At 57.8% G+C, this 14,128-nt stretch carries 16 protein-coding genes and 1 riboswitch; of the genes, 7 read left to right on the forward strand and 9 right to left on the reverse strand.

Translation table 11 applies throughout. The annotated features are described in order from the left end of the window. Positions 1-7 precede the first annotated feature (7 nt). From OO730_RS05170 to OO730_RS05185, 4 genes are all read right to left on the reverse strand, one after another. Positions 8-1,762, reverse strand: a complete 1,755-nt coding sequence (locus tag OO730_RS05170) for a GNVR domain-containing protein (RefSeq protein ID WP_264983516.1) — start codon at positions 1,760-1,762, stop codon at positions 8-10. A gap of 18 nt (positions 1,763-1,780) precedes the next feature. Next, positions 1,781-2,959: an outer membrane beta-barrel protein gene (locus OO730_RS05175; protein WP_264983517.1), complete on the reverse strand. Its 1,179-nt coding sequence runs from the start codon at positions 2,957-2,959 to the stop codon at positions 1,781-1,783. Between the two features lie 41 nt (positions 2,960-3,000). After that, a complete protein-coding gene (locus OO730_RS05180) occupies positions 3,001-3,582 on the reverse strand; it encodes a polysaccharide biosynthesis/export family protein (protein WP_264983518.1) in 582 nt (193 codons plus the stop codon). Between the two features lie 68 nt (positions 3,583-3,650). Beyond that, positions 3,651-4,160: a PilZ domain-containing protein gene (locus tag OO730_RS05185; RefSeq protein ID WP_264983519.1), complete on the reverse strand. Its 510-nt coding sequence runs from the start codon at positions 4,158-4,160 to the stop codon at positions 3,651-3,653. Between the two features lie 271 nt (positions 4,161-4,431). Next, positions 4,432-4,506, forward strand: a riboswitch (cyclic di-GMP riboswitch). A gap of 73 nt (positions 4,507-4,579) precedes the next feature. Between OO730_RS05185 and OO730_RS05190 the strand changes: the two genes are divergently transcribed. Then, the gene (locus OO730_RS05190; protein WP_264983520.1) at positions 4,580-6,022 is read left to right on the forward strand and encodes a sigma-54-dependent transcriptional regulator; all 1,443 of its coding nucleotides are present in this window, start codon (positions 4,580-4,582) and stop codon (positions 6,020-6,022) included. Positions 6,023-6,131: 109 nt separating this feature from the next. Here OO730_RS05190 and OO730_RS05195 read toward each other — a convergent pair whose 3' ends face one another. Beyond that, positions 6,132-6,623 (reverse strand): PilZ domain-containing protein, encoded by a 492-nt coding sequence (locus OO730_RS05195; protein ID WP_264983521.1) that lies wholly within the window; start codon positions 6,621-6,623, stop codon positions 6,132-6,134. A 395-nt stretch (positions 6,624-7,018) separates the two neighbouring features. Between OO730_RS05195 and OO730_RS05200 the strand changes: the two genes are divergently transcribed. Then, the gene (locus tag OO730_RS05200; RefSeq protein WP_264984127.1) at positions 7,019-7,399 is read left to right on the forward strand and encodes a VanZ family protein; all 381 of its coding nucleotides are present in this window, start codon (positions 7,019-7,021) and stop codon (positions 7,397-7,399) included. A 60-nt stretch (positions 7,400-7,459) separates the two neighbouring features. On the opposite strand, the gene OO730_RS05205 is transcribed toward OO730_RS05200, so the two are convergent. Next, positions 7,460-8,050, reverse strand: a complete 591-nt coding sequence (locus OO730_RS05205) for a VPLPA-CTERM sorting domain-containing protein (RefSeq protein ID WP_264983522.1) — start codon at positions 8,048-8,050, stop codon at positions 7,460-7,462. Positions 8,051-8,132: 82 nt separating this feature from the next. Further along, positions 8,133-8,777 (reverse strand): hypothetical protein, encoded by a 645-nt coding sequence (locus OO730_RS05210; RefSeq protein WP_264983523.1) that lies wholly within the window; start codon positions 8,775-8,777, stop codon positions 8,133-8,135. 176 nt (positions 8,778-8,953) lie between these two features. Here OO730_RS05210 and OO730_RS05215 point away from each other — a divergent pair, with 176 nt between their 5' ends. From OO730_RS05215 to OO730_RS05235, 5 genes are all read left to right on the forward strand, one after another. Continuing rightward, entirely contained in the window at positions 8,954-9,250 is a 297-nt protein-coding gene (locus OO730_RS05215) for a hypothetical protein (protein ID WP_264983524.1), read from the forward strand. Between the two features lie 212 nt (positions 9,251-9,462). Continuing rightward, on the forward strand, positions 9,463-9,816 hold the full coding sequence (locus OO730_RS05220; protein ID WP_264983525.1) for an ArsR/SmtB family transcription factor: 354 nt from the start codon (positions 9,463-9,465) through the stop codon (positions 9,814-9,816). Positions 9,817-9,838: 22 nt separating this feature from the next. Further along, positions 9,839-10,939, forward strand: a complete 1,101-nt coding sequence (arsB, locus tag OO730_RS05225; RefSeq protein WP_264983526.1) for an ACR3 family arsenite efflux transporter — start codon at positions 9,839-9,841, stop codon at positions 10,937-10,939. Between the two features lie 10 nt (positions 10,940-10,949). Further along, complete coding sequence (locus OO730_RS05230; protein WP_264983527.1) at positions 10,950-11,378, forward strand: arsenate reductase ArsC; 429 nt, start codon at positions 10,950-10,952, stop codon at positions 11,376-11,378. 118 nt (positions 11,379-11,496) lie between these two features. Beyond that, the gene (locus OO730_RS05235) at positions 11,497-11,880 is read left to right on the forward strand and encodes a VOC family protein (protein ID WP_264983528.1); all 384 of its coding nucleotides are present in this window, start codon (positions 11,497-11,499) and stop codon (positions 11,878-11,880) included. Here OO730_RS05235 and OO730_RS05240 read toward each other — a convergent pair. Beyond that, entirely contained in the window at positions 11,877-12,515 is a 639-nt protein-coding gene (locus OO730_RS05240) for a helix-turn-helix transcriptional regulator (RefSeq protein WP_264983529.1), read from the reverse strand. The two genes, OO730_RS05235 and OO730_RS05240, sit on opposite strands and share 4 nt — an antisense overlap. 175 nt (positions 12,516-12,690) lie before the next feature. Further along, positions 12,691-14,127: a UTP--glucose-1-phosphate uridylyltransferase gene (locus tag OO730_RS05245; protein ID WP_264983530.1), complete on the reverse strand. Its 1,437-nt coding sequence runs from the start codon at positions 14,125-14,127 to the stop codon at positions 12,691-12,693. Position 14,128 lies beyond the last annotated feature (1 nt).

Raw genomic sequence — 14,128 nt, forward strand, 5'->3', positions numbered from 1 at the left:
GGCTCTGCTACAGCAGTCTCTGCAACTTATCCATTATCTTATAAAAAACAATATCAATCGGCATGACGAAAAGGTGCACGACCAGTACCGACGCAACAATGACGCCCATGGAACCCAGGACGGCCACCATCTTGTGCTTCCGCTTGGCCGCGATTTCCTCGCTTGTCTGGACATAGGGGATGACGCCGAGCACCGGCGCTGCCGTTACGGCGGCCAGGGTCAAGCTGTCATGCAGGGAATTATCCATGAATTCCGCGATGGAAAGCACCCCCACGCCAAGGCCGAGAGATAAAATGAAGGCCACGACCATCAGCAGCGCCCGCTTGGGCTTGGCCGGGGTTTCCGGCAGGATGGGAGGCTCCACCAGGGACAGTTTTTCGGCCACGTTTTCCTTTTCCAGCTCACGGGCCTGGCGGGCGGCCAGAACCTTCTGCTGGGTCTCCTGATACTTGGCGCTGGAATTCTGGTAATCCCGCTGCAACCGCAGATATTCCTGCTCCACCTGGGGGCTCTGCTCTATGTAGCTCACGTATTCGTCGTATTTCCGGCGCAGCTCCGCCAGCATGTTCCTCTCGTTGCGGATATCCAGAGTGGTGGCCTGAATCTGAGTCTTGAGATTAATGTAGGCCGGGTTTTCCTGGTCCAGGTCCACCCCGGAGGTCAGGACGCTCGGATTCCTGGTGGCCTCGACCCGTTCCTTTTCCAATTCCGCGACCTTGCTGCGCGCATTGATGACGTCGGGGTGCTTGTCCGTATAGCGCTTTTCCAGGCTTTCGAGTTCCCGTTTCCAGGACGCCAGCTCCGCATCAATGTCCTGGCTCCTGTTTCGAGAGGAGAGTTCCGTCTCCAGCAATTCGATCTGGCCCTTGATTTTGATCATGTCCGGATGTTTTTCCGAACGCGTGGTCTTGAGGGAGAGGTATTGGCTGCGCAGGGATTTCAGTTCCTCCTCGGGTGAAAGGATACGTCGTCCCTCGGCGTTATAGGAGTACATGTTCTCGTCCACCGTGGCCAGCTGCCCTTCGAGATAGACCCTGCGGTCCGTGAGGGTCTTGATCATTTCCTGGCGGGCGTCGATGTCCTTCTGCGTCCGCTCCAGGGCCTGGAGATTGAGCTGGGTCAACTCGGGGAGGGAACGGTAGTGCTGTTCCTTGAACTCGGCAATTCGGCCCTCGACGGTCTGCACCTCATCGCGCAACTGATCGAGCTGCTTGTTGAGAAAGTCGTAGGTCGTGAGCGCTTTTTCCTCTCGCGCACGGAGGTTTTCCTCCAAAAACAGCGAGACCAGGGCGTTGGTGGTTTGCAAGACCTGTTTGGGATACTTGCCTTCAAAGGAAATGGTGAAGGCCACTGTGGCCGTGCTGGCCCGCCCCGAACTGCTCACCACTTCAGCCTGTATATTCTCGACTTGGATGTTTTCCCGCATCATTTCAAGAATCTCCTCGCCGGTGAGGGTCTCCTTGTATTCGGCATAAAGACCGAACTTATCAATAATGGCGGTCAGGTTCTTGCGGCTGAAGGCCATCTGGCTGATGGACTGGAGACGCTCTTCCAGATAACCGGTCACCGTTGTCTGGATCAACTCCTGGGGGACCTCCTGGCCTTCGACCAGGACGGTTGCGGAAGACACGTAAATTGACGGAAGGGAGAGAATGATCAGAGACGCGAGCAGAAAGATGGCCGCCGCAGGAAGGACGAACAACCATTTCCTCCGCTTGAAGGCGTTGATATAGATCGCAATCTCGTTGGTGTTCGATTCCATTGCATCCTCGCGGGCAGGTTAGAAGAACCAGGGATAACGGTATTCAAAACGAAGGGCCGTCTGATTCTGCTTCTGCTCTTTGTCTGTTAGGAGATTCTTGTTGTTGGTATGCCGGAACTCGAGGCGGATGGAAGCGTTTTCGGTCCACTTGTATCCGATCCAGGGGTGAACGTAATACGTCCGTTTCTTGCTCTCGGAAATCAGGCCCCCGGATTCGGTCTGAAAATAGGCGGTCTCGACAGCGGAGGAGAGCCGTTCGGTAAAGGAATACTTCCCCGACAGCTTCATCCTGGTTCGCACCGTCACCTCGCCGTCCGTGGACGGGGAAGCCTGACGGTCGGCCCCCAGGGTGAATTCCCACTTTTCCCGGTGGTAGGTGCCTGCAAGGTCGAAACTGAAGTACGTGTTCGCTCCGGTGGTGTCCTGCAAAGTCCTGAACGTGACGTCCGAACGGGCATGGCCGAGGCCAAAATAGGCGGTGATATCGAACAGTTCTGACGGCTTGTAGTGCATGCCGCCCATCAGGTTGTAGACATCCTGATCCGTGTACCCATCGGTCCGGTCGAAATAGTAGTTGGTCAGGGAAAACTGCCCCAGAAGGCTCACCCGCTCGTTGTTCATGACATGGGACCAGCCCAACGTCCCGCCCTTGGACACGCTGTCCGCGTTGCTGCTGCCCGTGTACACCGTCTGACTGTAGGGAAGGGTCAGGGTCAGGTTGTCTTTTTCCGTCATTCCCCACGAGACGCCGGGAGACAGGGAATACCTGCGGCGCAGGGCCTGGGACGTGACGTTGCCCGACTCGGTCAGCTCATCTTCAAAGGTGTGGTCGTAGGAAAAAGAACTTCTGAAGTTGATCTGGAGGGTCTCGGTAATGTCCTTCTCCCCGTCCAACCAGAAATTGTAGTTCTCCCGGTCATACTGGTTGAGGTCCGAATAGCGATAAACATTGGCCCTGGCACCGGTGGACAGGGTCCAGTCCTCCTGGCCGTAATCCACTTTTACCGCCGGGACCAAAAGCCATTCGAAGTCGGTTTTCTTTTTGAAATGGACATTGTCGTTGTAGGTCGTCTTGGCACTGATGGAGGGAGTAACCACGCCTTTTTCCGCACGGGCCGGGCCGGGCGCGACACAGACCACGAAGAGGAGCGCAAGGAGGCTCCAGATCGTGGTTGAACGCGAATAAAGGAACTGCATGTCGATTTCGCTACCTGCGTATCGGATAAAGTGACTGCCGGTTAGGGGACCAGAACCGTATCGCCCGGCTTGAGCGGGACGTTCTCGTCCAACCCGTCTCCGGCAACGGCCTTGACATAGTTGAAGGGAAGATATTTCTGCTTCCCGTCACTGCCGATGCGAACCACCAGGATGTCGTCACTCTCCGCATAGGGAGTCATGCCGCCTGCCAGGGCCAGGGCCTGGAGTACCGTTATCTGACCGCTCATCAGATACACGCCGGGCCGGTTGACCTTGCCGACAATATAGACCTGGGCGCTCCCGAGCTGTTGCAGCATGATCGTCACCGGCGCATCGGAGACGTATTCTCCTATACGCGTTTCAAATTCTTTTCGCAACTGTTCCACGGTCTTACCCGCCGCCTGCATATCCCCGATCAAGGGGAACGAGATCTTGCCGTCGGGCCGGACGATCACATTGGGCCGGGTCAGGCTCTCATCGCCCCAGACCGAAACCTCCAGGACGTCCCCGGCCCCAAGGGTGAACGAGTCCATGGAGCCCGCCTGTGCAGACCAGGCCAAAGACAGACAGACCACACAGGCCGCAACGGCCATCGAAATACGAAAATTCTTCAAAGCCTTCATACCCTCTCCCGTCACCCTGTTCGCACGAACAGGATAAAATTGCATTATTCCAAAGCGATACCAGCAGTTCAACACAGGTCGCTGTCCACGACCCTGTCGTACATGGCCTTGCCTTCGGCATCGGATCCGATGATCCTTGCGCCGATGTGCAGGTCCTTGTTCACAACCTCCATCCGGACCGACTTGCACCGGAACCGGACCGGCTTCATGTCTTCTGAAAAGGAAAAGATAACCTCGAACTCGAGACCCGAGGCATACTCCGACGCCAACCGTCCGCACAGCTTGCGCCCGGAGCAGACCACCCGCATGCCGCCCGGCGACACGTCACGGATATTGGCAGGCTGATACCGCACCGAGGCCTTGCCGTCCTCTTCCAGGTACAGCATGGCCGGGATGGAGATGTCCACGCGCCTGAACGCCCGCCGCTCCTCCGCGCCCTCCGGGACCACATGCCGACCGAGATATTGGGAAACGATACTCGCCAGCAGGGCTTCCGGCGTGGAGTCCACTTTCGCCGCCATTATCTCCAGGCTTTCGGCGAGTTCTCCGGAGACAAGATATTCCTTCTGGTTGTCCACATTCATCTCACAGGTTTTGAAGTACGCTGCATGAAAAGACTATGCCAACGCCGTTTTGTCAAACCCTTACGGGATAAAACCGCTTCATGGCAATGGCTAACCCTTCATAACGCCAGTGATCCGAAAAAACCAGACGGGCATCTCCCAAATCGATCGGAAAATACGGGAGAAATTCCCAAATCGACGAGAGTTTCCCACCTTTTTGGATGAAAACTTCACCTACTTCTTGCCAAAATACCTTGAAATCTGACAAGAAATATGAAGAATACGTTTACTGAAAAGCCAAACTGAATGCGAATTCAGGACGGAAAGCCACGGATCTCAGGGAGACAGCCGAGCTGCCAGTAAGGTGCTGGGTCGCGTGCGTTTGCACGCCATTAAAGATAGTTAATACGCTTTCCCGCGCTGAACCGGGTTCAATGGCAAGAATACTGCTCATCGATGACGGCGAGGATTTTCGCCTCCTTTTCGAGAACATGATCAATCGTCTCGGGCTCAAGTGCGTCTGCGCTCCGACCCTGAACGAAGGCATGGCCGAATTGCAGCAGCTCCCCTACGACATCGTCTTTCTCGACGTCGACCTCGGGACGCACAACGGGTTGCACCATCTGCCCGAGATCCAATCCACTCCGGGAAATCCGGACGTCATCGTGGTTTCGGCCTCCCGCGACAGCCAGCACGCCGAGTCCGCCATCCAGATGGGGGCCTGGGACTACCTGGTCAAGCCGTTTCGTTTCGTGGACTTCGAGCAGTGCCTGACCCGGTGCGTCAAGCACAGGGACGCCCGAAACCGCTTCATATCCGAATCAACATTTCATCGCGGCCCCATTATCGGGTCCAGCCCGAAGCTGCTGCGCGCCATCCAGTGGGTGGGCATCGTGGCCCGCACCAAGAACAATGTCCTGCTCCTGGGCGAGACCGGCACCGGCAAGGAATTGTTCGCCCGGGCCGTGCACGACAACAGCGACCGGCGCAAGAAGCCCTTCACCGTGGTGGACTGCACCAACCTGCCCAACACCCTGGCCCAATCCATTCTCTTCGGCCACGAAAAGGGCACCTTCACCGACGCCAAGGAAAGCCGCGAGGGGCTGTTCAAGCAAGCGGACGGGGGCACCATCTTTCTCGACGAAATCGCGGACCTCGCCGCCCCCACCCAGCGTTCCCTGCTCCGCGTCCTGCAGGAACACTCCTTCAGGCCGCTCAGTTCGAAGCAGGAAGTCTCCAGCGACTTCAGGCTGGTGGCGGCCACCAACCGGGACCTGTCCCGCATGGTGCAGGAAGGCACGTTTCGAAAGGACCTCTATTTCCGACTCAAGTCCTGCCTGATCAACCTGCCGCCCCTGCGTGAGCGGCCCGAAGACGTGGAGCCCCTGGCACACCATTACATCAAAAAGATCTGCGAGGAGCAGGGCGCTCCCTGCAAGCGGCTTTCCCAGGACTGCCTGGAAGCGCTCAAGCAGTACAACTGGCCGGGCAACGTCCGGGAGTTGATCAACACGATGAACTACGCCATCTCCAATTCCTATGACGCCAAGACCCTGACCTCCTACCACCTGCCGCGCGAAGTGCGCATCTGCATGGTCAAGTCCACGGTGGAAAAGGCCAACGAAACCCCGGTCCACCAGCAACATCAAGTGACGGTCATGCCCAAGCCCGAGACCGAGATCGAGATTCTGCCGACATTCAAGGAAGTCCGAAACATGGTGGTCACCCAGATGGAGGCCGAGTACCTGATCGAACTCATCAAGCAGACCGACGGCGACCTCAAGAAGGCTTGCAAGGTGGCGGACCTGTCGAGGGCGCGGCTCTACGAACTCCTGCAGAAGCACGAAATCGACTACAAGCAACCGGCAAGGATGTAATTTCAACGAAAAAAAGGCGGAATATCCGCCTTTTCCATTGAAGCATTGTGGTAGAATGATGCCCGTAACCGCTCGTCGCCCTTCTATCTCCAGGCGGGAACCGGCGCGACTAGTTCACGCCGGCGGCGAGAATGGTCTTGAGCGAATCGAAATTGTCGTTGTTCCCGTCCACGAACTCGCATCCCAACTCGGAAGCGTCCTTGCGGTAGATGTGGCGCACCTCGCAAGTAAAACAGACCGGGTACTCCTTGTCGGGCACGGTGAAGATGATTTCCACCTGGCCTCCCACCTTGACCACTTCTTCGATGTCTTCGAATTCACTGTGGCACTGGAGCTTGAGGCCGCCCTCGGAAAGATCGAGAATCCGTCCGGGCAGGATTGCGGTACCGACCTCGCCATCGATGGGCCGGGCCACTGCCGACATATCCACGCCGACGCGGCCGTGTTCTCTCCTGTTGACGAGCTGCTGCCCGCTGAGGAACTGTTCGATGGCGCGATTGATGATCACACCGACTTCGACATCGCGTACCGTGGCCTCGTGTTCGAGGGACTCCCGAACCGACTCCAGGGTGTCGAAACAAATGGTTACTGACTTAGACAAACTGCGTTCCTTACTTTTTAGCAGCAATGACACACATCGTCCGCTCCGCCGACTCGGTCGACCCTTCCCGGTGTCCCTTTCACGCCGGAATAATGGCGTATCAGGCAGGAAATGCTTGGGTCTGAAGCGGTCATTTTCAAAATGCTATTTTTATGCCAATACAAATAATTCCCTATATTCGGAGAGGTTAGCGCTATGCTATTTTTACTGCGACTTAAAAAATGGCAATTTTCCGAATTTTCAAGACTATTTCACAAAAAAAGAAGCTTGCCCCTGTGGAAAACTCACGATTGCGCCCAAATTCCTTGAAACAACCGGGTGTTGCCGCCAAAACCGCGACACGAAATCAACACCGCCGCGCACTTCAACAATAAGCAAAAGTGAAACAAAAACAAATGAATAATCGTACCCAACAACGTTGTATCCATTTTTCCCGGACACTGTGGCTAATTTGTCTGACTTTTGTGTCCGTGGGGTCTGTTTTGCCCGGAACAGGCCATTTTCAGCCGATTATTGGCAGTGACAAGCTGTTACACCTGATTTCTTACGCCGGGTTGGCTCTGCTCCAACCTCTATTCCTCAAAGAAGAACGACGCCTTCTTCGTTGGGCGCTTCTCCTGGTGCTCTGGGGGATACTCCTGGAAGGAGTCCAGGGGCTGGTGCCCAATCGAACCCCCTCGTTCTGGGACTTCATCGCCAACACCACGGGCGTCATGCTGGGGACCTGGGCCGGAAGGCGGATCAGACGGCGGCTGTACCGCACCACCCCATCCTGAGCAAAGACGAGGCCCCGGCAGACGGACTGCCGGGGCCTCGCTGTCATTGACGCGTCGGCGTTACTGCCGGCTGCGGCGCAGACCGATCAGGCCTGCCAGTCCGGTGCCGAGCAGCCAGACCGCACCCGGGATCGGGGTAGCGGCCCTGCTGGCCTGGAGAATCATGTCGTCGTAGTCGCTGTCGCCGTTCCAGGCGTCGTTGAAGGCGATAAGCAGATTGCCCGCCAGGAACGTCGTGCCGTTGACCGTGAAGTCGTTCAGAATTGTGAAGATCCAGACCGCATTGTTGTCGGCCATGGAAAACAGTTCCTGATCATCGACATCGTAAAAGGAAGAACCGGCAAGCTGCACACCTGAAACAGTGGCCCCCCACGCACCCTCGTTGGAGAGCTGCTCGCCGGTGGGGGCGGTCCACAAGTTGTTGTGTCCGGCCTCTTCGTAGGCGAAAGAAACGTCCCACAGGCCGCCGGGCACGTCGTTCATGGGGGAAGCGCCCTCGGTGCCGGGCACGATGCTGTTCAGGGAAAGATATTCACTGGTGTCCTTGCTGGTGAAGTTGTCCAGCGTGCTCGGGAACGGTAAGGCAAAAGCGGACACGCTCATCAACAGGACCGCAGACGCGGTCAGGATCATCAATCTGTAGGCTCTCATACTCTGGCTCCTTGGGGAATACTGCGGGCGGCATTGGGCCGCCGCTCATCATTCATTCTCAATTTGAATTAGCTTGGGTAGATCAGGACCGAAACTTTCTGCGCAGGCCCACCAGCCCGAACAGGCCGGTACCGAGCAGCCACGCCGCGCCGGGAATGGGGGTCGGGGTCGCGATGTCGCTCCCATCCAGGGAGTCACCGTCCCAGACCGCCTGGAATCGCGCCAGGAAGGGTTCGAGGCCGGTGAACGAGCCGTCCGTGACGGTGAACATGAAAATGGCAGTGTCGCCGTCGGCGATGCCGATCACCTTTTTCCCGCCCAGAAAGCCGCCGTCGGTGAACAGTCCGAAATTCACTGAATCCTTGTAGGGACGCACCGCTTCCCGGTTGCCGACGTCGTTTCCGGTCACGGTGCCGAAGGTCCATTCATAGGTCGTGTTCTCGTTCTGCTGGTGGATCAAGGGGGTGGTGCCGTCGGCCAGGAATGCGCCATCAAAGGTCAGTCCAAGCCCTGAGGGGACCTGAAAAGCCAGGGAGGTCAGATATGACTCAACGCCGGAAGTGTTGGTCACCTGCAGCGTCAGGCTCGTACCGGCCAGGGTCGAAGAAATGGTTGCACTTATATCGTTCGGATAGTCGGAACCGACGAGGCTCGTTGCATGCGCCACCTGTGCCCCGACAGCGGACATCGCGAATACCAGACTCATGGCGATCAATAATTTCTTCATGCCCAATCCCCCGCATTAAATCGTTCACATTTCGCCCTCCTATCGAAGGCGTATTCTTAATATATGAAATATTCATACCAACTCAAAAACAACGAACAAAACAAAGAGGTTAATGCAGCGCCAAAAAGAAGTCGCCATCTAAAAGCCCTCTAGTCCGATATTTTCGGACACGCTTGATGGCCGATAATAGCTATTATGTTTATTCCAAGACAGCAACCATTATCATCTTGAGAGTCGATTCATACCTGCAATTTTACACCTATCCAGCCGGAATCCGCCTAATGGCGGGGAAAACAGGACTCCCTGCTTTTTTATTGAAAACCATTGTTCTTTTAACAAAAACAGTCTTCTGTGTTTTTACATTTTTAATCCACCAATTAAAAGCACCACCGACTGCGCCACTTGTCCGGTTTTTTCAGAAAACCAGCGGGCCGATTCTCCTTTCACTCAACATCCATGGCAAGACACTGTAAAGACATATGAAATTCTAATCGGCCTGCATGCTCTCAATCGAATTACCAACTACTCTTTTTCAAGGCGTGTGGATCATGGCCACACCCCTTTTGGGCATCAGCTTGGCCACCATGATGCTAGTGACCTCGCTGGCGCCGCCTCCATCAAAAGACACACGTTCGTCACACGCCGCCCATTGACATATCCGCTTATCCGGATATACGAGATGGCCATGGAACAACTCGCTCAATGCTTCAAGGGACTGGCCGAGCCCATCCGGCTGCGGGCCATCCGGCTGCTGGATCACGGCGAACTGTGCATCTGCGACCTGATGAACGGACTGGACCTGCCCCAGTCCACCATGTCGCGGCACATGTCTTTTCTGAAGAACTCCGGCTGGGTGCAGAGCCGCCGCAAGGGCCAATGGGTATACTACTCCCTGGCTGCCCCCCAGCAGGAAATCCAGGCCCTTGTCCTCCAGGTGCTCAAGCAGAACCTCCCCGAACTGGAAGAGGCCAGGCAGGACTACGCACGCCTCATGAACTTTCTCGAAACCAAAGACACCGACAATTCGTGCGCGGCCTAGACCGCGACAAGAGGTACCCGACATGTCCGAATCGACCATCAAACGGTTGTCCTTCCTGGACCGCTACCTGACACTCTGGATATTCCTGGCCATGTTCATCGGCGTGGGCAGCGGCTACCTGTTCCCGAACATCAAGGACGTCATCGACTCCTTTCAGGTCGGGACCACCAACATTCCCATCGCCATCGGCCTGATCCTGATGATGTACCCGCCCCTGGCCAAGGTGAAATACGAGCAGCTCGGCCGTGTCTTCCGCAACTACAAGGTCCTGGCCCTGTCCCTGGCCCAGAACTGGATCATCGGCCCGATCCTCATGTTCGGCCTGGCCGTCATCTTCCTGTCCGGCCACCACGAGTACATGGTCGGCCTGATCCTCATCGGCCTGGCCCGCTGCATCGCCATGGTCATCGTCTGGAACGACCTGGCCCACGGCGACTCCGAATACTGCGCCGGGCTGGTGGCCTTCAACTCCATCTTCCAGGTGCTCTTCTTCTCGGTGTACGCCTACGTCTTCATCACGGTCATGCCGGGCTGGTTCGGCCTTGAAGGTGCCGCCGTGGACATCTCCATGGGGCAGATAGCCGAATCCGTGTTCATCTATCTCGGAATCCCGTTCCTGGGCGGCATGTTCTCCCGGCTCGTCGGCATCAGGCTCAAGGGCAAGGAGTGGTACGAGACCGTGTTCATCCCGAAGATCAGCCCGCTGACGCTCATCTTCCTGCTCTTCACCATCTGCGTCATGTTCTCGCTCAAGGGCGACAAGGTGGTGGCCCTGCCCTTCGACGTCGTGCGCATCGCCATCCCCCTGACCATCTACTTCCTGATCATGTTCCTGGTCTCCTTCTACCTGTCATGGAAGGCCGACGCCAACTACGAGCAGGCCACGACCCTGAGCTTCACGGCCGCGTCCAACAACTTCGAACTGGCCATCGCCGTGGCCATCGCGGTCTTCGGCATCAACTCCGGCGAGGCGTTCGCTGCGGTCATCGGCCCCCTGGTCGAGGTGCCGGTGCTCATCGCCCTGGTCAACGTGGCCATATACTTCAAGAAGAAATACTTTCCCCTCGAGCAGAAAACCCTGGCCGGGGTCTGCCACGTGCGCAGGACGCCCAACGCCCGATAAGGAACGCACCATGAAGAACATCCTCTTTCTCTGCACCGGCAATTCCTGCCGCAGCCAGATGGCCGAGGGGTGGACCACCCACCTCAAGTCCGACACCCTGGCCGCGTACTCCGCAGGCGTGGAGACCCACGGCATCAACCCCCGCGCCGTCAAGGTCATGGCCGAAGCGGGCATCGACATCTCGGCCAACGCCTCCAAGCTGGTCACCGACCTGCCCGCGGACCTGGAGTTCGACTACGTGGTCACGGTCTGCGGCAACGCCAACGAGAACTGCCCCTACTTCCCGGCCAAGACACGGGTCGTGCACGCGGGCTTCGACGACCCGCCCTCCCTGACGCGGGACATGACCGACGAGGACGCCGTCCTGGCCGTCTACCGCCGCGTCCGGGACGAGATCAAAGCGTTCGTGGAGACCCTGCCCGACTCATTGGACACGTAAACGGTTTCGCCCCTCACCTTGAGGCAGGCCGAATATTCGTTGTGTCGCATTTATTCAATACAGATGATCCCGTCTGCGCTATGTTCCTTTTCCATTGACCATGAAAAAGGAGCATCACATGCGATTCAGATACACCATACTCTATGTGGAAAATGTCGCGGAAACGCTGGAATTCTACGAGCATGCATTTGGACTGAAGACCGCCTTCCTCCATGAAGGAGGCGACTACGGCGAACTGGGCACAGGAGCCACCGCCCTGGCCTTTTGCTCTCTGTCGCTCCTTCGCCGGATCGGAAAAACCCCAGCCGCTCCCGAGCCCCATCGCCCCTGCTTCGAGATCGCCTTTGAAACCGAAGACGTCGCAGGAGCCATGGAGAAGGCAGTCGCCGCCGGAGCAACAGTTGTGCAGGAAGCGGAAGAAATGGCATGGGGCCAGACAACGGCCTATGTCTCTGACATGAACGGATTCCTCGTGGAAATCTGCACCCCTGTCGCGACCTAGTAGGCCCGCCAGAAGAGTTGCTCCGTCAAATCCCGGCGCTGCAACAGCGCCGAGGGGGACACGCCGAACCACTCCTTGATCTCACGGCACATATGCGCCTGGTCGGCATAGTGGCATTCATACGCCACTTCCGGGCGGACGCCGGACTCGACCAATGTCCGTGCGCAGAGCCTGACCCGTGCAAGACGCAGCCAGAATGAAGGACTGCGCCGGGTGTTCCTCGCGAGCAAACGCTGAAGCGTCCTCGGGCTGACCCCCAGTTGCTTCGCGCAGTGCTGCACGCTGACGCCATGCCTTTTAATGCAGCCGACGGCTTCAGCGGTGTTCGCATCAACCCGGGTGGAGCATTCTATACGATCGATCAGCGCATCCGTCGAATGCGGCGACGCCAGCAAGCCCGGCATGTCTATGCCCTTCACGTCACAGCCCGGGCGGAGTCGAAACCCCGTCCATTCGGTCTTTGGTTTCACTTCCACCCTGATGGTCTGACGATACAGCGGCGAGATGAAGGCCTCGGTTTTGCCGCTTTCATGCCGGACAACAATAACATCCCGGCATCCGTCAGGAATCACGCAGACATCCCTGCGCTCCCTTGCGCTCATTGTCCACACATCCAAGATGCTCTTGTCGTCCACGGCTCAGACACCTTTTATCGATTGGGAAAAAGAACCGGCGGCTCACGAACAGGTCGCAAAACGATGCTCTTCCCGTTCGGGGGAAGAGCATCGCAAGTATATTGCAAGGTTAGCGTGCGACCGGTTTTTCTGCAACAGGGAGACCGGCGGCGGATTCGTCCACCCCGCTCACAAGCTACACGAGGGCCACGTCGCCGGTCAGATTGTGGCCCGAGGGGATCACGGCCTGGCGGCCGGTGTTGTTGATGATGGACACGCGGCCGTTGAGGGTTACGTCGCCCTGGAAGCGGACGTCGCCCTTGACGGACAGCCCCCGGCAACCGGCCATGGAGGGCACGCCCTCGGGGAAGCGGGAAAAGAAGTTGCCCACCGTGGAATAGACCCGGGGGTCAAGGCTGACCGAGGGCAGCTTGCGCCAGTCCGTGCGGCAGACCACCGAACTGCTGTCCGTGACCTTGAAGCAGTCGGACATGGTCAGCATCAGATCACCGATGGTCTTGACCGGAGAGAAGCGGCTGCGGGGAACGACCACGGCCTGGGCGCCCGGGAAGAGCGAAATGGCCGAGCCCATGGCGGTCTCCAACTGGATGACTTCCGGGGAGTCCGGGTCGCCCGGGATGGCCCGCTTGGGATTGACGATCAGCTCCAGGTCGAACTGGCGGCGCTTGAGGAACGCCTCCTCCACGGCCTTGAGATCGATCCAGATGGAATTGGTATTGAAGAAGGAATATTTGTTCACGTCCTGGAACTGGTCCATGTCCTCGGGGGCGCACTGGGCCACTTCCCGCAGGCCTAGGCACCCGTTGCGTTTCATGAGGTGACCGCCCTTGCGGTCCTGATGGGTGCGGCGGCACACTTCCATGAGGAAGGGGATTCCCTTTTTCGCCATGTAGCCGAGCAGGCTGGCGTCGAAGACCGCGCCCAGATTGTCGGAATTGGACACGAACACGTAGCGGTAGCCGGACAGAAGCAGCCGGCGCAGGGTACCCGTGGTCAGGAGAGAGGTATAGATGTCGCCGTGTCCCGGAGGATTCCATTCCAGCTCCGGGGTTCCCTCCATGGTCAGGGGGGCGAGGTTGTCCCGGCGGATGCGGGGGTAGCGGTGCTGCACAAAGGACATGGCCACATGCGGATCGCCGTTGATCTCGTCCTGGAGCCGTTTGCGGGTGGGCTCGTCGGTCCAGAAGCTGTTCATGAGCACCAGGGGCAGCGGGGCGTCGAACTCCTCGCGCATGGACCGGACCTGGTTCAGGATGAGATCCAGGAAGGTCCGGCCTTCGCGAACGGGCAGGAAGGATTTGGGCCCATCCAGGCCCATGCTGGTCCCCAGCCCGCCGTTCAGCTTGATGATGGCCGTCCTGGCCAGGGCGGCGTAGCCTGCGGCGCGGTACTTCCTGAGATCGCCCATCTCGGGGACCTCGCTGTCCATGACAGGGGTGATGTCCCCTTCTCCCAGAAAGGCCCGATCCCCGTCGAAGAACCGGCGCATCTGATCCTTGAACCCGTTGATGACGATGGCGGGGGTGCCGTCCTTGGCCATCTTCTGGGCAAATGAGGCAAAGCAGGCATGGAAATCGCGATCCTGCATCTGTTTTTCATTCAATTCGGTCATG

It is taken from the genome of Pseudodesulfovibrio portus, assembly GCF_026000375.1.
Taxonomy (GTDB): domain Bacteria; phylum Desulfobacterota; class Desulfovibrionia; order Desulfovibrionales; family Desulfovibrionaceae; genus Pseudodesulfovibrio; species Pseudodesulfovibrio portus.